The organism is Nitratidesulfovibrio vulgaris str. Hildenborough, from assembly GCF_000195755.1.
GTDB lineage: Bacteria > Desulfobacterota > Desulfovibrionia > Desulfovibrionales > Desulfovibrionaceae > Nitratidesulfovibrio > Nitratidesulfovibrio vulgaris.
Genome location: NC_002937.3, coordinates 2,123,100 through 2,144,683, shown reverse-complemented (window position 1 = coordinate 2,144,683; position 21,584 = coordinate 2,123,100). Strand labels below are relative to the sequence as shown.

At 60.6% G+C, this 21,584-nt stretch carries 12 protein-coding genes, 1 tRNA gene and 1 pseudogene; 6 read left to right on the top strand and 8 right to left on the bottom strand.

Going from position 1 to position 21,584, the window contains the following annotated elements:
• Nucleotides 1–38: 38 nt before the first annotated feature.
• The 5 genes from DVU_RS09720 to DVU_RS09700 form a co-directional block, all read right to left on the bottom strand.
• Nucleotides 39–2,993 (bottom strand): PD-(D/E)XK nuclease family protein, encoded by a 2,955-nt coding sequence (locus DVU_RS09720; RefSeq protein ID WP_010939341.1) that lies wholly within the window; start codon nt 2,991–2,993, stop codon nt 39–41.
• The gene (locus tag DVU_RS09715) at nt 2,990–6,448 is read right to left on the bottom strand and encodes a UvrD-helicase domain-containing protein (RefSeq protein ID WP_010939340.1); all 3,459 of its coding nucleotides are present in this window, start codon (nt 6,446–6,448) and stop codon (nt 2,990–2,992) included. The genes DVU_RS09720 and DVU_RS09715 overlap by 4 nt, the downstream gene beginning before the upstream one ends.
• A gap of 14 nt (nt 6,449–6,462) precedes the next feature.
• Nucleotides 6,463–7,797 (bottom strand): ATP-dependent 6-phosphofructokinase, encoded by a 1,335-nt coding sequence (locus DVU_RS09710; RefSeq protein ID WP_010939339.1) that lies wholly within the window; start codon nt 7,795–7,797, stop codon nt 6,463–6,465.
• A gap of 283 nt (nt 7,798–8,080) precedes the next feature.
• Nucleotides 8,081–9,073: a glycosyltransferase gene (locus DVU_RS09705; protein ID WP_010939337.1), complete on the bottom strand. Its 993-nt coding sequence runs from the start codon at nt 9,071–9,073 to the stop codon at nt 8,081–8,083.
• Between the two features lie 14 nt (nt 9,074–9,087).
• The gene (locus DVU_RS09700) at nt 9,088–9,651 is read right to left on the bottom strand and encodes an HDIG domain-containing metalloprotein (protein WP_011792111.1); all 564 of its coding nucleotides are present in this window, start codon (nt 9,649–9,651) and stop codon (nt 9,088–9,090) included.
• A gap of 205 nt (nt 9,652–9,856) precedes the next feature.
• Between DVU_RS09700 and DVU_RS09695 the strand changes: the two genes are divergently transcribed.
• Both DVU_RS09695 and metG read left to right on the top strand, forming a co-directional pair.
• Nucleotides 9,857–11,320 carry a PSP1 domain-containing protein gene (locus DVU_RS09695; RefSeq protein ID WP_010939335.1) on the top strand — a complete coding sequence of 488 codons (1,464 nt, stop codon included), beginning with the start codon at nt 9,857–9,859 and terminating at the stop codon, nt 11,318–11,320.
• Between the two features lie 229 nt (nt 11,321–11,549).
• On the top strand, nt 11,550–13,541 hold the full coding sequence (gene metG / locus DVU_RS09690) for a methionine--tRNA ligase (protein ID WP_010939333.1): 1,992 nt from the start codon (nt 11,550–11,552) through the stop codon (nt 13,539–13,541).
• Between the two features lie 169 nt (nt 13,542–13,710).
• Here metG and DVU_RS09685 read toward each other — a convergent pair whose 3' ends face one another.
• Nucleotides 13,711–14,391, bottom strand: a complete 681-nt coding sequence (locus DVU_RS09685; protein ID WP_010939331.1) for a TVP38/TMEM64 family protein — start codon at nt 14,389–14,391, stop codon at nt 13,711–13,713.
• Between the two features lie 229 nt (nt 14,392–14,620).
• Complete coding sequence (locus tag DVU_RS09680; protein ID WP_010939330.1) at nt 14,621–15,343, bottom strand: glycosyltransferase family 2 protein; 723 nt, start codon at nt 15,341–15,343, stop codon at nt 14,621–14,623.
• A 102-nt stretch (nt 15,344–15,445) separates the two neighbouring features.
• Here DVU_RS09680 and DVU_RS09675 point away from each other — a divergent pair.
• Both DVU_RS09675 and DVU_RS09670 read left to right on the top strand, forming a co-directional pair.
• Nucleotides 15,446–15,522: transfer RNA gene (locus DVU_RS09675), tRNA-Met, on the top strand.
• Between the two features lie 220 nt (nt 15,523–15,742).
• Nucleotides 15,743–17,041, top strand: a complete 1,299-nt coding sequence (locus DVU_RS09670) for a hypothetical protein (protein ID WP_010939329.1) — start codon at nt 15,743–15,745, stop codon at nt 17,039–17,041.
• Nucleotides 17,042–17,180: 139 nt separating this feature from the next.
• On the opposite strand, the pseudogene DVU_RS09665 reads toward DVU_RS09670, so the two are convergent.
• A pseudogene (locus DVU_RS09665) lies at nt 17,181–18,269 on the bottom strand (IS3 family transposase).
• A gap of 243 nt (nt 18,270–18,512) precedes the next feature.
• Between DVU_RS09665 and DVU_RS09660 the strand changes: the two are divergent.
• Entirely contained in the window at nt 18,513–18,815 is a 303-nt protein-coding gene (locus tag DVU_RS09660) for a hypothetical protein (protein ID WP_014524452.1), read from the top strand.
• Nucleotides 18,816–19,372: 557 nt separating this feature from the next.
• Entirely contained in the window at nt 19,373–21,517 is a 2,145-nt protein-coding gene (locus DVU_RS09655) for an AAA family ATPase (RefSeq protein ID WP_223295090.1), read from the top strand.
• Nucleotides 21,518–21,584 lie beyond the last annotated feature (67 nt).

Sequence of the window (21,584 nt, the reverse complement as noted above, 5' to 3'; positions counted from 1 at the left end):
GTGCCGTCGGTGTTGGCGGCCCCATTGTATCCCTCGCGTCAGACCCTACACAGTTTTCGACAGGAGCACCAGTCGCAATGTCTGCCGTGGCGGGGCACGAAGGCGGGTGCCAACTCCATATGCCGCAGCAGGAAGCGCATCAGGTCGGGGATGTGACGGCTGATGGCCTCGTCCCGGACAGCATCGTCGCACCTGTCGCCGAAGAGCGGACGTTCGTCGCCGCTGTCCCGCAATTCCACCCATGCGGCGTCGTGCACATCCTCACCCGTGGCCTGTCCGTAGAGGTGGATGTAGCAGGGTAGCTGTACGCTGGGCATACGGCGGGCCAGTTCATCAAGCAGGTCTTCGCGGGACCCTTCATCTTGGCCGGTCAGGGGCCTGTCGGCGGCGGGTTCCCATGTCCGCACACGTTCCCACAGGCCGTGGTCTTCCCACACGTCAGGGCGGACGGTGCGCAGGCTGCCGGTCTTGTAGTCGAGTACCACGGCCCCTTCGCCGCGTCTGTCCACCCTGTCCAGCCGTCCCCCGAGGCGGCGTGTGCGGCCGTCGACCTCCACGTCGGCGGTGAACGCCTCTTCGAGGTGCAGCACCACGGTACGGTCGGGTTGACGGGCGAGAAAGCGGCGCAACCGTTCCGGCCCTGCCGTTTCGAGCATGGCGAGGGCGTCTGCCGGGAACCTGTCGGCAAGGCCGCTTTCATGCAGGCTTTGTCGGAAGTGGCGTTCGAGCATCTCGGGGTCGAGTCTGTCTCGCGTGACCTCTATGCCACGCCACGGGGCATAGAAACGGTTGAGGGCTTCGTGCAGCAGAGTGCCGACGGCGGCGGGGTCTTCTCCCTCGATGACCTCGTCGGGCGGCGCAAGGCGGCACAGGTGCTCATGGTAGAAGCGGAACGGACAGGTGAGATAGGCGTCGAGGCGCGAAGGCGAGACCGGACGCTCGAAGAACCGTGCAAGGGCGTCGCGCACCGCGTCGGTCTTCAGGATATGCCGTGGTGTGCTCTCGAAGGGCCGGACGGTGCAGGTGACTGTGCCGAGGGGCCCCTCTCCGGGGCGGAACAGCCTGCCTGCCGCACGTTCCTCGTGCCAGAGCATCTCCTCCACGAAGCGGCTGCGGGCCTTCTTGTCGTCCAGCAGGCCGGAACGTTCAACACCCGCCTGCCACAGCAGGTTCACCTCTTCGGCCCCTGCCAGAAGCCGGTGGAAGTTGTGCGCCGTGATGCGTTCGCGCCTGCGGGCATCGGGCAACCCCACCTGCGGCCGGAGGCTGTCAGGGAGCAACGGGTCGTTGGGGGGGGCACCGGGCAGCCTGTCGTCGGTGGCGTCCAGCACGATGACACGACGGAAGGTGAGCAGGCGTGATTCGAGCATGCCCAGTACCTGAAGGCCACCGATGGGGTCGGCCTCGAAGGGCACTCTTTCGGCGCGTACCGTCTCGCGCAGGATGGTGAAGAGCACGTCCTGCGGGAACGCCGTCGCGGCAAGTTCGCTTTCGCGCAGGGCGGGAATGACGCGCTGCATGAGCCGGAACAGGCATTCGGCATCGATGGGAAAGCGTTCCCAGAGGTCACCGCCCCGTTCCAGCAGCACGGCGCACAGAAAGCCCACCGCTTCGGCGAGGGCAGCGGGGGTTGAGGCCCTCTCCCATCGGGAGAGGCAGAGGTCGAGAAGTGTGCGGCACAGGTCCTGGGTTCCGGGGGCCACGTCCGTCTCGGCAAGCGCCTCTTCCATCACGGTTGCGAGGTCGGCGAAGCGTGTGCCGCCCCTCAGCCTGTCCTCCACCATGTGGAAGACCTCCGGCAGCGGGCGGGTGCCTTCGACTTCGAGCATCTTGAGGTACGGGTGCCGGATGAGGTCGATGCACTCGCGCCAGTGGTACAGCCCGTTGGACCCGCGGGTCTCCTGCAGGCGCATCAGCGTTTCGAGAAGCCGGAACAGGGTGGAGCGTACCAGCGGGTAGCCCATGGAGATATTGACGGCCTTGGTGGGCAGGTGGTGCAGTACGGGCATGAGCAGCCCGGTATCGGGCAACACCACCGCCGTGGACGAGAGGTCTTCGGTGTTCTGGAGCAGCGTTCCGAGTTCGTGCAGCTGCGAATGCAGGTCGTATCCTTCGCAGAAGGAGACGCGGGGCTTGAAGGCCCGGGGGGCGTGCAGGAGTTCGGCTTCTGCCCGCCATGAGGTGAGCCACCTTACATGATCCTCGCACGTCCAGTGCACGCGTTCCTGCCCCATGCGTGCCACGGCTGCGTCGGTGTGCAGGCATATGTCGGCGCCGCAGTGACGCCACAGATGCTCGAACAGTCGTTCCTCGGTACCGTTGAGCGCGGCGAATCCGGCGATGATGACGGTACGTCCTTCGAGACATGACGGGGTTCCTTCGAGCCCGTCCACGGCACGGAAGGCATCGAAGCCCGGTGTGCTCCAGCCCCGTTCCATGAGGGCGAGGGTGTAGCGTTCGTGGATGCGCCCGAGGTTCTCGAGCAATGATGCCGCGAAGGGGGCGACCTGCCCTTCCATGTGCGTGAGGTCGTCGGGGCGCAGCCCCTGAGAGAAGCAGTCTTCGAGAAGGGCCGAGAGGCGTGCCCCCCACGGAAAGAAGTGGCGTTGCCCGCCCGCTGTGAGGGCCTCGCACAGCGGTGTGCCCGGAGAGGCGAGGTCGGTCACGCATTCGAGCAGCAGCCCCACCCTGTCCAGCAGTCCCACGGTCTGGGGCGGGCGCTGTTCGCGTTCGGCCCGGATGCGGGTGAACAACTCCTGCACCGTGTACATCTGCGGCAGCAGGCAGGGCTTGGGAACACCGGGGGCGTTGCGGAGTCTGTCGATGAGGTGGCGGCGGGGGCGTCCGTGCGGGAAGACGAGCACCGCGTCGCCGGGGCGGTTGCGAGTGAGGCGAAGGGCAAGCTGCAGTACCGCCTCGAGAAAGTCGCAGTCCCACGGGACGATATGGAAGGGCTGCCGGGCGGAATGCCCTCTGTTCTTTGCTCGGGTCATGGTCGGCGGGCCTCGGCGGGGTGGGCGATGGTGTTGCTGGTGTCACCGGACTCGGCGGGGTCGATGCGCTGCGTTGTGCGGCGGTCGAGGTAGACGAGTACGCCGTGGACGGGGCGGGGGTCGGCATCCAGAAGCAGCGAGAGATAGCGGTGCACCTGCTCGATGTGGTCGGGCGAAGGGGCTCCGGTCTTGTATTCGACGACGACGCGCACGTTGCCGTCATCGACAAAGAGGTCGGTGCGGTGCAGCCTGCCCTGAGCGTCGAGGATGCCCTGTTCTGGCGTGCCGTGGCGTAGCCAGTGCGCCGTTTCAGGCTGCGCGGCATACCATTCCAGCATGGTGGTCAATTCCGCCGCCACGGCGTCCTCATCGGGGACGGGCAACGGAAAGGCCCTTATGCCATGGCGCACGGCGCGGGCGGCGTCCTCTCGCGGGGCGCCTGTGGGGTGCAGCGCCTCAAGACACGCATGGACGAGCATGCCGCGCCTGCGTTCGGTGAAGGTGAACTCTTCTAGCTGGTTGCGGAAGATCTTCAGACGGGGCAGCCATTGCATGGGGCGCCAGTCGTCATCCGGTGTCGATGCCGGGGCGGGGATGGATGCCGCAGCGTCCACCATGAGCGACGGGGTGTCATGCCCTGTGGCTTGCGGGGCGGTCTCCGAAGCGCAGGCAGACGCAGCAGGTTGCGGGGGCGGTACCGTTTGCACTGCCGGTTCCTGCACGACAGGGGTGGTGTCCGCAGGGGCAGAATCAGCCCGTGCCGGGGATGCCGTGGTATGTGGCGTCGATTCAGGCTGGTCTGGTCTCCGTTCAGGCGCGGGCTCTGCCGCCGAGTCGGCGAGGGCAGATGCCGGAATCGTGCCCCGTTCCCATGTGCCCCACGTTTCGGGCACGCCGCAAAGACCGAGCAGTACCTTGAGCCCTTCAAGCAGGGCAGACCTGCCCTTTCCTGTCTTCCTTTCGGTGATGAAGGCGTGCAGTTCTTCGACGGGGCGCGTCCATGCCACATAGAGCACGTGCAGCTGCTCACGTACCGAAGCTGCGAAGGCCTCGTAGTAGGGCTTTCCCATCTCCGGGCAGCGAGGCACGAGCAGGTCGAGTCCTTCGACTTCCATCCGGACGGGAGTGTCGTCGGCCCTGTCCGCCTGATGGTGGAAGGGGATGACCACCACGGGAAACTCCAGCCCCTTGGCCTTGTGCATGGTCATGACGCGCACGGCGTCCATCCCTTCCGGCATGGGCACCTTCTCGTCCCCGCCGGTGCGTTTCCAGAAGTCGAGAAAGGTCGAAAGCGAGACAAGGCCTTGTCCTTCGGCGGCATGCACGACTTCGAGGAAACGGCGGAGGAATCCGGCGTCCTCCGGGTAGCGGTCGAAGACCCGGAAGCGGGTGTAGACTTCGCGTACCGTGTCATACACGCTCATGAGTCCGGCACGGCTGTAGAACGGGGCTATCCAGCGCCGCCAGACGGCGGGAAAGGCGTCACGAAAGCGTGTGAACAGCGGGCCGCGCCCGCCCTCTGCCAGCCAGTCGTCCATGGCGGGGGCGTCAAGCCCCGCTGCATCGCCCAGGAGTTCGGGCCCTGCGGCGAATTCCCAGAAGGCGAGGTCGTCACGCGGGTAGTCGAGAAAGCCCAGAAGCGCCACAGTCTGCGAAATCAGCGGATGGTCGGCCAGTCGCAGGCTGTTCTCGGTGACGACGGGGATGTCCCACTCCATGAGCCACGTGGCGACGCGGCCCGCCTCTCCGTTGGTACGCACCAGCACAGCCACGTCGCGCCAGCGGCGGCGGAGGGCGAGGTCGCCCATGAAGAGCGACCGAAGGGCCGTCTTGACCTCGGCATCGAGTTCTTCACTGTCGAATGCCGCGACGTGCGTGAGGCGCACGAAGCCTTCTTCTTGTGTCTCGTCGTCCCCACGGGGGGGCGTCTCCTGCGCGGCCCCGGTGAAGGCCCGCGCAAGCTCATCGACGGCTTCACTGAAGACGTCGGGCGGGGTGCCCTCCGGCAGCATGGCGCGCAGCACAGCCGTAGCGTGGGCTTCGTCGCCCAGAAGGGCGAAGACGTCGTTGTTGAAGTGGACGATTTCGGGGCGGCTGCGCCAGTTGCGCGGCAGTGTGCCGGAGATGCCGTCTCCGGCGATGGCCAGAAGTTCGCCATCCCGCAGGACGGCGTCGAACAGGGCGGAATCTCCACCGCGCCAGCCGTAGATGGCCTGTTTGACGTCTCCTACCCATGTGAGACTGCCCCCGCGCGACAGGCACTCGACGGCAAGGGGCTGGATGGCTGCCCACTGGTCCTTGCTGGTATCCTGGAATTCGTCGACGAGGATGTGCGCCAGCCGTGTGCCCATGCGGCAGAACGCCTCGGAGACCCCGTATTCGCCATCGAGCACCCGGCGTGCCATCTGGGGCAGCAATTGCGCGGGGACCTTTCCCTCGCGCAGTTGATAGTCGGGCAGCCTGCGGGCCAGCGTTTCGGCAATGCCCACAAGGGGCATGATGGCGAGGGCGCGTTGCAGAAGCCTTCCGCGTGTGCGGAAGGCGGCGAGGGCGGCCATGAACGCCGAGAAGGCACTCTCCGCTTGTGCGGAGGCGTTGCCGCGCGAAGCCTTGTTGAGGCACTCGTCGAGGTTCGTCTTATGGAGATAGGCCGATTCGGGGACTTTGGCGAACGGTGACGATTCTTCGACTTTGACGAGGAACTTCAGGAAGTTCGCCGCCACGGCGAGGTTCTCGTCGGCCGTCACGCGCGTGAGGGTCGTCGCACCCTGCCGTGCCCGTTCATGCAGCGTGACAAGGCGAGCGCGTACCGCGTCTGCATCCGTCGTCGGCAGGTCGCCGTTGCAAAGATGCCATTCCAGAAGCTCAAGAAGCCGTGCCCGCAGCTTCTCGCCGGTGGCGAAGCCCTTATGGTCCGTATGGTGGATGAGGGTCTCGCAGGCACGGCGAAGCATGTCGCGCAGGGCGGGGTCGTCGTGGCGGGCCGTTTCCAGCACATCGTCGAGAAGCGGTTCGAAGAAGTCCGGGCCTGCGAAGGCCGGTTCGAAGTCGGGCGGCAGGCGCAGGTCGAGGGCCGAGAGACGCACCAGCAGGGTGAGAAGGCTGTCGATGGTACGTATGTTCAGCGCACCGTACTGTCGCAGTATCGTCCCCACCCATCGGTCCGCAAGGGCTGGCGTCCACGGGGCTTCGGGCGACTCGCCGGTTCGCAGTGCCATCTCCTTGAGTCGCCGCACCACCCGTTCCTTCATCTCCGTGGCGGCGCGGTTGGTGAAGGTGGCGGCAAGTATCTCTGGCCAGCAATGCCGACCATCGGCGGAGAGGGTGCAGGCAGGGCCGGTGGAACCGTCCTGTTGGGCTGTGCCTAGCAATTCGAGGAACCGCCGGGTGAGGGTGTATGTCTTCCCCGACCCGGCGGATGCCTTTATCTGAAGCAGTTGCGGATTCTCGATCATGCCTGCGTGTGCCCTTATTCGTCGAGACCGGGCACCATGCCGGCAAGTTCGGCCTGTCCGGTCGATTCAAGCACGGCGCGCCAGTAGTCGGAGCGGATGTTGAGCTTGCGCCTGCGCAGCGTGACAAGTTCAAGGGGCAGATGCACGTACCTGTCCATGAGCTTCGCCACGACCATGCCGGTGCGTCCGGCCATGGCCGCGTGTACCGCATGCTGGCCGAGGAAGCCGCAGTAGACGCGGTCGTTGGCGTTGGCGGGCACGGAGCGGATGATGTAGCTGGGGTCGATGTACTTGAGCGTGTGCGGCAGGCCGCGTTCGTCGCAGTATGCCTTGATTTCGGCGCGCAGCAGCTGGGCTATGTCGCCGAGGATGGGGTTGCCCGAGGCGTCCTTCTTGCCCGTGTCAGCCAGCAGATTCTGCCCCGCACCTTCGGCGACCACGATGACGGCGTGGGCCCGGGCGCGCAGACGGCGTTCGAGCGTCGGTAGCAGGCCGCCCTCGCCATGCAGGGTGAAGGGGGCTTCGGGGATGAGGACGAAGTTGACCTCTTTGAGCGAAAGCGTGGCGTGTGCGGCGATGAAGCCCGACTCGCGCCCCATGAGTTTGACGAGACCGATGCCGTTCATGGCGCCGATGGCCTCGGTATGGGCGCACTGGATGGCTTCGGTGGCCTTGTACACCGCTGTTTCGAAGCCGAACGACTGGCTGATGAAGTTGATGTCGTTGTCGATGGTCTTGGGGACGCCGATGACCGAAATCTTGAGATTGCGGCGCATCACCTCCTGCACGATGTTGGAGGCTGCCTTGAGGGTTCCGTCGCCGCCGATCATGAAGAGTGCGCTGATGTTCATGCGTTCGAGGGCGTCGACGATCTCTTCCGGCGACTGCGGGCCGCGTGACGAACCGAGGATGGTCCCACCGAATTGATGGATGTCCGACACGACATCGGGCGTCAGTTCGACCACGTCATGGCGGTACTTGGGGATGAAACCTTCAAGCCCGTACCGGATGCCCAGCACGGCGGGCACGTCGTAGGCGTGGCGGGCCTCCATGACGATGGCCCGGATGACGTCGTTGATGCCGGGGCACAGGCCACCGCAGGTGACGATGGCGCACTTGGCCTTTGACGGGTCGAAGTAGAGATTACGGCGCGGCCCGGCCGCTTCGAAGTTGAGGGCAGTGCTCTCACCGGCCAGTTCTTCGATGAACTCGGAGTCGAGGTACAGCGGTACACCAGTGTCGTTGGTGTGATGGCAGTAGACCAGAGGGGAGGGTATCTTGGCGGGGCCGAGATGAGGGATGGTGGTGTCGATGACAAGGCCATCCTTCTCGAAACGCGTTCCGGGCATGGGGGCCTCCTTGTTGTGGCTCATTCCGCCGAGTGTAGCATGTGAACGTCGTCGCCGCCACTCATGCGAGTGGCGCGGGCGCGTCGTCAGGGTGATGGCAAGCTGCGGCCTCGCGGGGTTGCTTCGTCTCCGGCGCTTTCGCCCCGGACGGACGCGCATGATGGCAACCGTCCTAGCCGGAGTCGCCCGTCAGTCCATCTACTCCGTTGGCTGCCACGTTCCAGCAACCGGAGGGACAATGAAAGAGGCCGATGCGCACGCACCGGCCTCTCGGCATACGAACCTACCAGGGCGTGGTGGGATACTGGGAACCAAGTTGCGTGTCGAGTGCCGCCTGCGCCGTCTCTTTCAGGACTGCGGCACTGTGTCGCGCGGTCTTGTCGCAGCCGATGACGGGCAGCAGCCCCATGGCGTAGCGACAGGCCTGTCCCACGAGTTCGAGGGTGGTGTTGGCCAGCGAGGTGAGGATGCAGTAGTTCTTCCAGACATACAGCATCTCGCAGCGGACACGGCCACGCACGACGGCGGTGCCGTGCAGGTCGAAGGCCTGCACTTCGTCGCGCAGGACGAAGTTGTCCTGTGCGCGGGCGCGGGCCTGCGGCACGAAGGCGACCGTGGGGCGGGGCAGCATGGTGCGGCTGGCCCGGCGGCAGAGGTCGGTGTCGGCGAAGGCGGTATGGAAGCGGGCGTCGAAGCGACCCAGCTTGCAGAAGGCGGCGGCCTTCACCACGGCGTAGTCGAACGATACGCTGTCCACTTCAAGCGGCAGGTCGAGGTTGCGCCCGCCGTAGCGTGTCCAGTCGAGCATGGTGCGGGGAAAGCGCGAACCCAGCCCGGTGAGGGCCGCAAGCTTGCCCAGCAGGCCGGGGAAGCGCGCCGGGCCGTGCAGCAGTGCGCCCGAGGTGGAGACAACCGCACCCCCTGCGATGGCACAGGCGGGGTTGGTCTCGAGATGTTCGAGAAGGCGGGGCAGACCGCCGGAGAGCAGTTCGACCTCGGGCGAGACGAAGAGCAGGGTCTCGCCGGTGGCGGCACACGCCCCCTTGTTGGCGGCGGTGGCCCAGCCGGCGTCGAACGGCACGTCGACGATGGTCACGTCGGCGTAGGCGGTGCGGGCTGCGTTGGCTGTCCCGTCCGTCGACCCGCGGTCGACGACGATGATCTCGGCCTCGCCCACGAGGGAGCGGATGTCGGCGAGAGCGGTACGGACGGAATCGATGCACCGGCCGATGTAGTTCTTCATGTTATGCGAGACGATGACGCATGAGAGCTTCATGGGGAGTCCTTCGCTTAGGCGGGGCGCGTGAGCCCCAGTTCGGTGGCCGCAGGGGTCATGGCTTCGATGGCCAGCCCGAGGAAGTCGCCGAGTTCGAGGCCGATGTTCGCACATTCCTTGATGCGGTCGCGGCTGACGCTGGCGGCGAATGCCTTGTCCTTCATCTTCTTCTTGAGACTTGATGCCTGCATGCCTTCCATGCCGGTGGGGCGCACGAGTGCCGCAGCGCTGACGAGGCCGGTCACGGTCTCGGCACAACGCAGGGCCGTATCCAGCCGTGTGGAAGGGGCGTTGCCGTTGCATTCGGCGTTATGGGCGCGGATGGCTGCCAGTCCCTCTTCGGGCAGACCCGCGCCGATGATCGTCATGGCCTCGATGCCGTGGCGTTCGGGCAGGTCGCGCGTGGCGGGAAAGTCGACGTCGTGCAGAAGTCCGGTGAGTCCCCAGAGTTCCGCATCTTCGCCGAAACGGGCTGCAAGCGTGCGCATCACGGCCTCGGTGGCGAGGGCATGGTGCACGAGGTGCTGTTCCGGGTTCTGGGCCATGACTATTTCCATGGCCTCGGTTCTGGTTATCATAATGTTCTTCCTCTTGATGATGCTGTGCGTGGACTTTGTGTAAAACACCACAAGCACCTTGACAACCTCCCGGTGTCACGTCCGTTTATTGACAGCATCGCGGCAATAGCCGAAAAGAAGAGGTTATTTCGAGAGGCGCAATCTTGCCTTCTCCGCAACGTCCGCCTCACGGCGGCTTCAACATCCCGGTACGTCCCGGTACGGAATGGACAAGATACTCGGCATCAAGTTCCGTGATTACGGACAGGTATATTATTTTCTGGCAGGTGAGGCCGAGGTCTCCCTCGGTGACCGCGTCATCGTGGAGACCGACCAGGGGCAAGGCATAGGCGAGGTCATCGCCGTGCGTGACGACAGGCCTTCAGACGCTGGCGACGAGGAGTTGCAACCCATCCTGCGCGTTGCCGAGGGCGAAGACCTCGAACGCGCGGAGACGAACGAGGCCATGGGTGCCGAAGCTGCGGCGTATTGCCGTGAGTGCATACGGGCGCGCAACCTCGACATGAAGCTTGTCGATGTCGAAGTCTTCTTCGACCTCAGCAAGCTGATATTCTATTTCACGGCCCCGTCGCGCATCGACTTCCGTGAGCTTGTCAAAGACCTCGTCAAGCACTACCGCACACGTATCGAACTGCGGCAGATAGGCGTACGCCATGAGACGCAGATGATCGGTGCGGTGGGCAACTGCGGCATGGTATGCTGCTGCCGCCGTTACCTGCGCAAATTCGCTCCAGTGACCATCAAGATGGCCAAAGAGCAGAATCTTTTTCTCAATCCCGCGAAAATATCCGGCATATGCGGACGCCTGCTCTGCTGCCTCAGCTATGAGCAGGAGAACTACGAGGAGTTCCATCGCAGTTGCCCGCGCCTTGGCAAGAAGTACATGACCAATCGTGGTCCGGTGAAGGTGCTGCGCGCCAACATGTTCCGCAACAGCCTCATGGCGTTCACGGATACGGGCGAAGAGATCGAGATCAGCCTCGATGAATGGCAACAGCTCGACCCGCGTCGTCCCGACCAGCAGCCGCAGCAGGCGCGTCCGCCACGGCGTGACAGGCCTGAAGGCGGCTCGGCCCGTGACGGAAACGGCGACAGGGCGCCCGCGCCTTCGTCCGACAGGGCTGCCGGTGCCACGGGCGGAGAAGCTGCGCGGCATGGCGGCGGCAGGGCTGGCGAGCGCTCCGACCGCGGAGGCCGCCCCGACCGTGCCGAGCGCGCTGACCGGCGCGGCATGCCTCATGGTGATGTTCCGGGTTCCGGCGAGACCCCGCCAGCCGGAGGCGAGGCAGAGGCCGACGCTCCGTCCCTCCATGCCGCTGGTGTCGAATTCGCGACAGAGCAGCCGGCCCCGTTCGACACGTCACCCGATGGTGGTGCCGTGATGGGGATGGAGCAGGTCGAAGCGCCGGTAGAGAGCGTACCTCAGGCCGAGCCTGCAACGGCAACGGCTGCGCCTGTCCCGACCGACGCAGCGCTGGCGGACACCACTGCTGCGGTCGCTGCCCCGACAGCGGGGGGGCTTGAAGGCCCGCTGGCGAAGCAGGCACCTGCCGCCATCGCGTTGCCGCATCGTCAGATCAAGAGTACGGATGCCTCGGCCTTGCGGTCGAGTCGTGGACGGCGCAAACGCAAGCGCCGCCCGCGCGACGGCGGCTCTTCGGAAGAATAGGCTACCCCGCTCGACGAATGTGGGAATATGATGCCTCTATGTCTCCCCTTCGGGGGGGGGCGTACGGGCGGGGAGCATGGCTCTTCAAGTGTATTCCCTTCATCGTCAGCGTGATGTGCAAATGAGTTCCAGCGCGGGATGCGGGCGGATGTGGTCAGCGCCACGACCGTTCCGCATCCCCGTAGCCAGAATGTAGGCGTCCTGCGGGACGGCATCAGGAGATACCATCGTGGACCGCTTCTATGTAACGACACCCATCTACTATGTGAACGCCAAGCCCCACCTCGGGCATGCCTATACGACCATCGTCGCCGACAGTATGCGCCGGTTCCAGCGCCTTCTTGGCAAGGACACCTATTTCCTCACCGGGACGGACGAACACGGCGACAAGATAGTGCAGGCAGCCGAAAAGGCCGGAGTTTCACCCAAGGATTTCGTCGACGGCGTGAGCGGGCAGTTTCGTGACCTGTGGCCGCATCTTGGTGTCGAATATGACCAGTTCATCCGCACCACCGACCCGGAACACAAGAAGGTCGTGCAGGCGTTCCTGCAGCGGGTGTACGATAGCGGCGACATCTATTTCGGCGAGTACGGCGGGCACTACTGCTACGGCTGCGAACGCTTCTACACCGAAAAGGAGCTCGAGAACGGCCTGTGCCCGCAGCATCAGGTGAAGCCGGAGTACATCGCCGAGAAGAACTACTTCTTCCGCATGTCCAAGTATCAGGGGTGGCTGAAGCAGCACATCCTGGACAACCCCGATTTCATCCGGCCCGAACGCTATCGTAACGAAGTGCTCTCCATGCTGGACAGCGGGGCGCTCGAGGACCTCTGCATATCACGCCCCAAGTCGCGCCTCACATGGGGCATCGAACTTCCGTTCGACACCGATTATGTGTGCTACGTGTGGTTCGACGCGCTTCTCAACTACGTGTCGGCACTGGGGTGGCCCGACGGTGACCGTTTCGCCAACTACTGGCCCGGAGTGCAGCATCTCGTGGCCAAGGACATCCTCAAGCCGCACGCCGTGTTCTGGCCTACGATGCTGAAGGCGGCGGGGCTTGAACCGTACAACAATCTCAATGTCCACGGTTACTGGCTGGTGCGCGACACCAAGATGTCCAAGTCGCTTGGCAACGTCGTAAGTCCGCTGGAGATGATCGACCGTTACGGCCTCAACGCCTTCAGGTATTTTCTCCTGCGCGAGATGCACTTCGGCAGCGACGCGAGTTTCTCCGAGGAGGCACTCGTGGGACGCCTCAACGCCGACCTCGCCAACGACCTTGGCAATCTCTACAGCCGGGTGCTGTCCATGACGGCGAAGTACTTCGGCGGGGTCGTACCCGCACCCGGCGCCTATACCGAAGAGGACGAGACCCTGCGGGCACTCGCTGCCGAGGCCCAGCGTAATTTCTGCAACCTCTTCGGTCGTGTGCGCTTCTCCAATGCCCTTGAATCGCTGTGGGAACTCGTGCGTGCCCTCAACAAGTACGTAGACAGCGCCGCACCCTGGACGCTCTTCAAGCAGGGCGACACCAAGCGACTTGGCACGGTCATGTACACCTTGCTCGAATCCATGCGCAAGGTGGCGGTGCACCTGCTTCCCGTCATGCCCGAGGCTGCGACATCGATGCTGGCGCAGCTTGGTCTCGAGGTGAACGTCGACGCAGTCGACCTTGGCAACGAGGCCGAAACATGGGGCGGCTTGCAGCCCGGCACCACGGTCGCCGGGGCATCGAACCTGTTCCCGAGGGTTGAACTCGTGCGGGAGAAGGATGAGCCTGCCGAGGTGGCTTCCTCAAAGGGCAAGTCCGCCGACGGTGCCGGCACGGCGAAGAACGCCAAGCCTGCCGCTGTTGCGCCTGCGCCTGCTGCTTCTCCCGCGGAGGATGCCGGAGTGATCGACTTCGAAGACTTCCAGAAGGTCGACATCCGCATGGGAACCGTGGTGGCAGTCGAGCGTCATCCCAACGCCGACAAGTTGCTGCGGGTCGAAGTCGACCTCGGCGAGGAGAAGCCACGGCAGATTGTGGCGGGGCTTGCCGCCTACTTCTCTCCTGAACAGTTGCAGGGGCGTCAGGTCGCTGTGGTTGCCAACCTCGCTCCGCGCAAGCTGCGCGGGCTGGAATCGCAGGGGATGATCCTTGCCGTCCGTCAGGGTGAGGGGATGGAACTCGTGTCTGTTTCCGGCCCGGTCTCCCCCGGCAGCAAAGTGTCGTAGCCCGTCCATCGGCGCATAGAATACGCAATGAAGCCCCCTGCCGATGAAGATAGGGGGCTTCGTCTATCTTTCGCGTGGTGGATTGTCGCTTCTGCAGCTTCCCCGAGAAGATGCCTTACGCCACAGGGGCGAGCGTCGGCGACGCCGTCTGGCTATCGCGTCTGTTTTTCTATTGATCGTCTGGTTCTTCGAGGTCGCGGTCGATGCGGTAGCGGCGGTAGAGCATGTAGCCGAACACGCTGGAGAGCACGAAAAGCAGGGCGCTCGTCACCGTGCGCAGGACAGGGGAGACATGCACCCCGCTGCCGAGGAGTGCGAAGATGAAATGCTGCGGGATGTAGCCGATGAACGACCCCGCGAAGAATTGTACGGCGGGGATGCTGCTCACTCCGGCTATGAGGTTGGTCAGCACGTTGTTACCGACCGGAAGGCAGCGGATGATGAAGGTCATGGTGAACGGGTTGCGCGAGAGAAACGCGTTGACGCGCGCCACCCTGTGGCTGAAACGTCTGTTCACGAGTGACTGCCCGGCGAACCGTGCGTAGAAGAAGGTGAGCATGCAGCCGAGGGTTGCCCCAACGGTTGCCCAGAGTGTGCCGAATGCCGCACCGAAGGCATAGCCGCCAAGGAAACTGACGAATTGGCGCGGGACTGCCAAAGCCGTGAGCACACCGGCGATGCCGATGTAGAGAAGGTGCCCCTGAAGACCGTGGTCACGGATGTGCGAGTCTATCCACGCCGTGTCCAGTGTGCTGTCCAGACCGAAGGCGTGCAATAGCGCGATGGCGCCTGCGAGGCCGAGAAACACGGCGGCGCCCTTCAGGATTCCGCGGATGGTGCGTGTTATCATGCTGATTTCCCGTACAGAAGGGGAAGAAGGCAGACGGTGAGGATTCCCTGTCCCACGAGGGAGAGGGCATCCCTGTCATTCAGGGCGAAAAGTGCGATGCAGCAGGCTCCGACGATGTGAAGGGTCGGGGCGAGGCACTGCCCCCGGGGAACACGGAATGCCGCAACCTGTAGTGCAACCCCGGCAGAGAGCAGCAGGGCGTCACTCCAGATGTGATGCTCCGGAGGGGTCAGTTGTGCTCCCGTACGTCGACGCATACATGCCGACGTTGCATCCAGCGAATGGCCAGCAGGTCGAAGAAGGCGGTCTTTGCCCGGCTGAAGGTGCCATATTTCGAGGTGCCGTGCAGACGCGGACGGTGGTTGACCTTCATCTCCGACACGCTGGCGCCTTCCATCTTCATCAGAGTGGGAAGAAAGCGGTGCATCCCGGTGAACATGGGCAGCCTGCGCGCGAGTTCCGTGCGCATGACCTTCAGCGAACAGCCGGTATCCTTGACGGTCTCATGGCTGAGACGGTTGCGGATGGCATTGGCTATCTTCGAGGCGATACGCTTGGTGAAGGTGTCCTGCCGCCGCGCACGCCAGCCGATGACCATATCGAAGCCGCGTTCGTATTCGCGCAGCATGGCGGGAATGTCCGCGGGGTCGTTCTGAAGGTCGGCGTCTATGGTGATGACCACATCACCCTTGGCGTAGCGGAAACCGGCGCCGAAGGCCGCGGACTGCCCGCAGTTGCAGCAGAACGAGACGTAACGCGCTTCGGGGTGTTCGGCAGCGAGACGCTTGATGACGTCGAGGCTGCGGTCGGTGCTGCCGTCGTCGACGAAGAGCACTTCCCACGTTTTGCCAAGCCCGGATACGGCCTTGTGAATCTCGGCGAAAAGGACGGGGAGGTTGTCTTCCTCGTTGAAGACCGGCACGATGATGGAGAAAGAAGCGACCGTGTTCATGGGTCGGTTACATACGGCAAACGCAGTCTGTTGTAAATGACGTGTTGACTCCGTTGTCGAACGGGGGTACATATCCCTCTTGCACATCAGGTGTGCAGATGTCGCGGGGTGGAGCAGCACGGTAGCTCGTCGGGCTCATAACCCGAAGGTCGTAGGTTCAAATCCTGCCCCCGCAACCAGTAAAATCAGAGGCTTGCAAGGTGTTCCCTTGCAAGCCTCTTTTTGTTTTTGATGTTTAGCCCCACTATAGCCCCACCTTTTGCCAGTCGGCTGTCAGAGATGATAAAAGATTGAGTGCAGGGGGGAGGCTACGTAGTTTTTCTTCGTGCGTGCCTTTAGAGACCTCTTGGGTGTAAGTATAAGAGGTGCTCTCGTGTCGTGAGGGCTATGGAGGTGTGTATGAAAGAGTATGTAGGGTTTTTTTACAATAATTATCAATATTGTATTAAGGGTAGCAATCGAGAATGGTCTGGATATATTGTTGATGTCCCTCAGATTGCGTGCGAAACTGGGATAAGTAAGTACCGTGTAAAAGCATCGTTGCGTAAAAAAATCCGAAAATATTTTCGGGGATGCTTGCGTCGTGACGTTAAGCCGCAGCGTCCTCTTCCTCTTCCGCTCGACAAAGCATTATTTGAGGAGGCTATTTCTCTTAATGTATTGGTGGATCGATACGGTGCTGTTTTTACAGATGTAATGTGGCTTTTCTCTAATGAAGGATTTGTTTTTAAAAAATACCTTTGGTTTTTATACCTAGATCCTAGCCGTGTTCAAGGAGGACGTCTTAGGCTGCTAATCAATACTACGCATTTCGGTGGTGAATGTAGTGTTAGGGCTCAACCTTATCCAGATGATTTTACTGTGGCTATAGATAACTCAAGGCGTGTTATAGATATTCATTTTTATGAATCGAAAGCGAGAAGAAAGCATTTTGCCTTTAGCGTTGATATCGCGACGCGTGATGGACTTAGGCAAGATGTCATTGACATTTTTAGTTGTGATGATGGAGAAAATTCTTTTTACTACGGGTTTAGTAGTTGTTGTAATGACTATTTTTTTAGTGTTAATGAAGTCGCTTTTGATTTCTTTAGAGAGGTATTTAGGGTGTCGGATAAATTCACTGGAAGTGAAATTAAAAAGGTTTCGATATGTGCGCATGCATTCGTAAATGCTACGATAGGGATGGCTTTTTTCCCAGATACGAAGATGAGCCAATTTTTAAAGTATTGTGTTAATGATGCTGTTGAAAATTTAAAAAATATTTACTTCAGAACCAAATATTTTAAGAGTGCTACAAGATTGTTTCGATGGGGTAAGCGCAATTGGCAGAGAGGTTTGTTACAGTGGTTTGATTCTACTTCAATCCATGATGGTCGTACTAATGAACGATTTAGTAATATCATTTGGCGCGGATCTAGAGGCAGAGGTGATGCCCTTGAAAGACTCATTATAGAGGCAGTATCGTTGAAATATGAAGGTGTAAGTAATAAGTCAATATATGCAAAAATTCGCGAAATGGCATTCGAATTGGATAGAGAAATAAGACTTAAACACAAAATATTGCATTTTGCAGCAACAGAAAATGAAAGCCAAAAAATAACTAATTTTCTAAAAAGTAATCTTGTTCGCGATTTTGCTGATAAGAATTTGTTTCCACGTCCAGTATTAGATAAAAAGAATAGGAAAAATAAACTATAGTGAGAAGAAAGCCTAGGTTGTACAGAGATAGTATTCACCTGACACTTGCCGTACCCGGCTGGGACGCTGATCAGGCTGCGTAGTGCCCTTCGGTGTCTTCTTTCGGCTGCCCTTCGGGAAGGCTTTTGGAGTAGTGACCTTACCCCGCCAAGTATGCCAGGGATAAGTTCGTAGTCGCGACTTCAGTGTTTCCACCCTTCACGGCTCTTTGGTATTCCTCTGGGCTCATACCGGCGAGGGGAGTGTGCAGGCGCACGTGTTGTAATCCTGCCTCCACGCCTCGACAACCCGTCTTGCCTCGGCGAGTGAGAAGAAAGCCTGGGCAGTCAGGCTCTCTTCCCGAAACCGGCCATTGAAGCTTTCGATGTGGCCGTTTTCTGTCGGCTTGCCCGGACGGATGAACTCCAGCCTTACTCCCTGTCCATGCGCCCACAGGTCCAAGGCCTTACCTGTGAACTCCGGACCGTTGTCGGTTCGGATGACTACCGGACACTGTCCCAGAGCGTTCAGCCGCTCCACGACCGCGCGACACGCTCGCAGTCAGCGAATGATCCACCTCGATCACCGGACAGCAACGATCATAGAGGTCCACCACGGTCAGCATGCGAAGCCTGCGGCCGTTTATCAGGCAGTCGCTCACGAAGTCCATGACCCAATGCTGATTCGGCTCCGTGGAGCCATGCGGCACCTCTCGCAGATGGCTTGCCCGCTTGCGGCGGTGCTTGAGTCTGAGCGACAGCCCTTCCTCCCGATACACTCGCTCGACGCGCTTGTGGTTCACGACGATGCCTTCACGGCACAATAGGATCTGCAACCGTGGGCTGCCGAAGCGCCGACGTTCCTCGGCCAGACCACGCAGACGGATGCGCAATTCGCCGTCGCGATCTAGGCTGGTGGCCGTCTGAAGGTCCGTCATTAGCTGACAGGCCCGCCGCTCGGAACAACCATGCACATCGATGGCATAACGCACGGCCAAGCGGCGTTCGGCGGGCTTTACCCGTTTTTTCTGGGACTTCCTTAAGCACCTGAATGTCCAGAGCCTGTTCGGCCACTAGCCGTTTCAGCCGCTGGTTCTCCTCTTCAAGCCCCCTCAAGCGACGCGCCTCGGACACGTCCATTCCGCCGTACTTGCTACGCCACTTGTAAAACGTTGCGTGGACATCCCATGCTGTCGGCACAGAGACGCTACCGTCATCCCGACTTCGGCCTGCTTGAGAATCCCAATGATCTGCTCCTAGGTGAACCTGCTCTTTCTCATGACGATGGGCTCCATGCCCTGCGTCCCGAATTAATAGCTGGGATACCTAGAGGGGGAAAGGTCAAGGGAATGCCAAGAAAGAATTGCTGTGCGTATGCAATCTTATTTATTTCGCATTGTTATTGCCTGCTGTTCAAGAAGAAACATCGGGATAGGTTGGTTTGCTTGGGGTAGTTTGCATCTATATCGATAATTACCCACCGGGAGTAAATTATGATTGATTTGCTGAACAGTATGAATTTCCCCGCACTCTTCCCCAGATCGGCTGTCGGGCGTCTTACAGGTGGTATTCTTCATCCCAAGACCTTGGCGAATCTTGACAGTGCCGGAAAAGGGCCGAGCAAACGTTGGCGCGTCGGACAGAGAGTTTTCTACGAGCGGGACTCGTTCATTGAATGGTTTGCTAGTCGGGTGCAGTTGCCTGAACGCAAGGATCCCAAAAGCAATGGCCAAGTACCAAAGACTCGAAGTGCTGAAGTACTGGCTTATCTCGCTGATAGTTTTGAGGCTCATTAGCTACTCAGGGCTATTATTGAGCAATCTCTAACGCATGAGAGGTAGTTGTGCATCAGAAGAAAGATGTTTGCGATCCCATATTCCCGCCGGACGATCTCAATGCCCTTGCAGCGCGCATCAAGGAAGTCGTCGAGACATCGCCAGAGTCTCTTGCGAAGGTCGAAGAGGTCCATATTTCGCTGACACGTTTGGACGTCACAATTATCCCAAAGCGATAGATGTCATAGGCTTGGGGACACCACTCCAGCCTATGCAAAGGAGTTTGTATGGAAGAGCCGCGCATTGAAGACATGATAGAACGTGCTAGCACAACCGGGCAACCGGTAACCAGTTCCTGCACGCTCAGGAAGGAATCTTTGCTTGGTGAGCCTGCTGTCATTGACATCACTCCTACAAGAACCACTTCGTTCCCCCAGCCAGATGCGCAGGTTAGGATGAAACGGAGCGCCTCATGGGAGAGAGGTCGACCCGCAGGAGCGTCTCTTCGTGCATGTAGCCTGTATCCTGCGGAGCTATCTCAAGGAGCCCCGAGAAGATCCACGCAGGTGGAGCAGATAGTGGACAAGATTGACAAGTCAAATCTTCCGTCCGCATTCATGGCGACTTTCTATACAGACGTATTTCGCTCGCTGGTCGAGTGGGAATGCTCAATGCTCGATGCCGGAGGGCGCCAGCAGGTATTGATGGATTTGGGCATTGACGTCGCTAGCAGCCGGGTCTCCAAGACTGACAAGAGGGAAGAGTCCTTAATCTCCCTGGCGTCTTCAAGCCTGAATCGAAGTCCTCTTCAGGCGACTCTAGTCGTGGGAGAGCTGCTCGGCTTGAAACCGGAGTACTGCTTTCGAACGTTTCCGGTTGGGGCCAATGCACGGCCTCCCCTGTCGCCGCGCATCAGTAGCGTTGCGAAGAAGATTCCGAAGCAGCTCTTCGTAAAAGACTCTCCCTACACGCTTGCCGACGAGGACTACATCCATGACTTCGCGGGAGCCATTGAGCAGGCTGTGTGTTGCTATCGGCACGGGAGCAAGGAGTTCTTTCTGGTCGCTGGCCGAACGGATTTCGAAGGGCGTCCTGTGCTCCGTATCGGTGCGACTCCAGCCTCTGCTTGGCTGTATTCTCGTACGAGGATGGCAGACGATCGGGAGGCTCCCGTGCTGCTCTGCCTTGATATGCGTGTAGCCATGCATTTTCGCAAAATGGCACGGGAAGCCAAAGTCTTTGAACGCGTGGGGGTCATTGTCTCCGGATGCTTTGGAGGGGCGGAGGCTTTTGACGCCCTGCACTATAAAGATCTTGCGGGGCATCCTGTCGTGATCGTCCCCGGCTCCACTCGCGAGAAGTTGAAGGGAGCCGAAGAATGGGCGAAGCGTTGCGCAAAGGAAGGCGCGGCAAGAGTGAGTATCTACCCATGGCCTGTTATTGCCCCTAGTATGCCGGTCCTTGATGCCTCTTGCCCCCATGGACCGTGGCAAAAGGAGCTGTGGGGGAGGGCGGTGTACCTTGATCGTGTTGAATTGCCCTCAAAGCTTGCTCGCGATGTGTTGCGCAAAGCTATCCCGGTGGGGGAGTATCGGGCATGGATGAGATCCATGGAGCTTGTGCCTGAGCCTGCGGAGGAAATACGCACAAACGAGAGCACGTTAGAGCTTATTCGTCTGGATGACATCCGGGGACGAGAACATGGCTCTCAGCTTGAGCTGAGCTGGGATGGTGTGATCACGTCTCGGTACACGACACTGATTTGGGGGTGCTCCAATGCAGGCAAAAGCTGGGTCGCTATCCAACTGGCCCTGGCTATGGCTGGTGGTTTTAACGCATTCGGACTGCCTGCGATGGCCCCTCGCCGCGTCTGCTACCTTGATGGCGAGGTTGGCAAGGAAGACTTCAAGGCGCGCTGTGACCAACTCCTTCAAGACAACCCGGATGCCCAAGTACTCGTGAATCAGAATTTGAGTATCGTGCCCCAATCCGGCTTGAACATTCTGGATGGGGGATGCTCGCGAGAGGTCATCGAGCTACTCCGCCAAGCGAAGGCGGATGTGCTTGTCATCGACAACTTGTTGTCGCTAGCTCCTAGCGCGGCCAAGAGTAACGCCGATGGGCTGTTCAACTTCGTTCGACAAGTAGAACAAGCCGGGATCGCGGTCATCATTGTGCATCACTCCGGCAAGGATGGAACAAGCTTCAAAGGGTCTAGTGATCTTGCTAGTTTGTCCCAGAACGTCATCCGCCTGGATGGGCGCGAGCAGTTGGCAAGCCTAGAGGACAAGAGCCCTCAGTTGGAGAAGATTTGTCAAGCCGACGGTCCGGTCGTGCGAATGACCGTTGCCAAGTGCAAGGCCGCGCCCCAACTTGAAAGGAAATCCTGTACCTACCACCTTCCGGTAGGTAGTGGGTGGCGCCATATCGAGGGCTCTCTCGCAGATGTCGGGCAATCGCCTATGTCTGAAGGGTTGAGCAGCGAGCCGAGGGCCGTGGAGCCCCCCGTTGTTCCCACCCGGGATGTCGACATGGACTCCCTGTCGCCAGACGAGGAAAAGGTGTTCAGTGCGCTGAAAGAGAAGAAGAGATCCAGGTCTGAATTGGAAACACGGACCGGCCTCAAGGCGGACAAGCTTGGTGGCATACTCCGAAATCTTTCGGACCGAGAGATCATCATAAGGGAAGGCCGCGGCAAGTCCACCTACTACCGTTGTGCGTAGATCTGCTTGCAAGCGATTCCGTCTTGAACGGGTGCCTCAGCATACGGGGCACCCTTCCTTTTTCTGA

Excerpts from the sequence above, each read along its gene's own strand:
- DVU_RS09715 (WP_010939340.1), bottom strand. The coding sequence starts at position 6,448 with ATGATCGAGAATCCGCAACTGCTTCAGATAAAGGCATCCGCCGGGTCG.
- DVU_RS09660 (WP_014524452.1), top strand. The coding sequence starts at position 18,513 with ATGATTGATTTGCTGAACAGTATGAATTTCCCCGCACTCTTCCCCAGA.
- DVU_RS09700 (WP_011792111.1), bottom strand. The coding sequence starts at position 9,651 with ATGATAACCAGAACCGAGGCCATGGAAATAGTCATGGCCCAGAACCCG.
- DVU_RS09680 (WP_010939330.1), bottom strand. The coding sequence starts at position 15,343 with ATGAACACGGTCGCTTCTTTCTCCATCATCGTGCCGGTCTTCAACGAG.
- DVU_RS09670 (WP_010939329.1), top strand. The coding sequence starts at position 15,743 with ATGAAAGAGTATGTAGGGTTTTTTTACAATAATTATCAATATTGTATT.
- DVU_RS09720 (WP_010939341.1), bottom strand. The coding sequence starts at position 2,993 with ATGACCCGAGCAAAGAACAGAGGGCATTCCGCCCGGCAGCCCTTCCAT.
- DVU_RS09685 (WP_010939331.1), bottom strand. The coding sequence starts at position 14,391 with ATGATAACACGCACCATCCGCGGAATCCTGAAGGGCGCCGCCGTGTTT.
- DVU_RS09695 (WP_010939335.1), top strand. The coding sequence starts at position 9,857 with ATGGACAAGATACTCGGCATCAAGTTCCGTGATTACGGACAGGTATAT.
- DVU_RS09705 (WP_010939337.1), bottom strand. The coding sequence starts at position 9,073 with ATGAAGCTCTCATGCGTCATCGTCTCGCATAACATGAAGAACTACATC.
- DVU_RS09710 (WP_010939339.1), bottom strand. The coding sequence starts at position 7,797 with ATGCCCGGAACGCGTTTCGAGAAGGATGGCCTTGTCATCGACACCACC.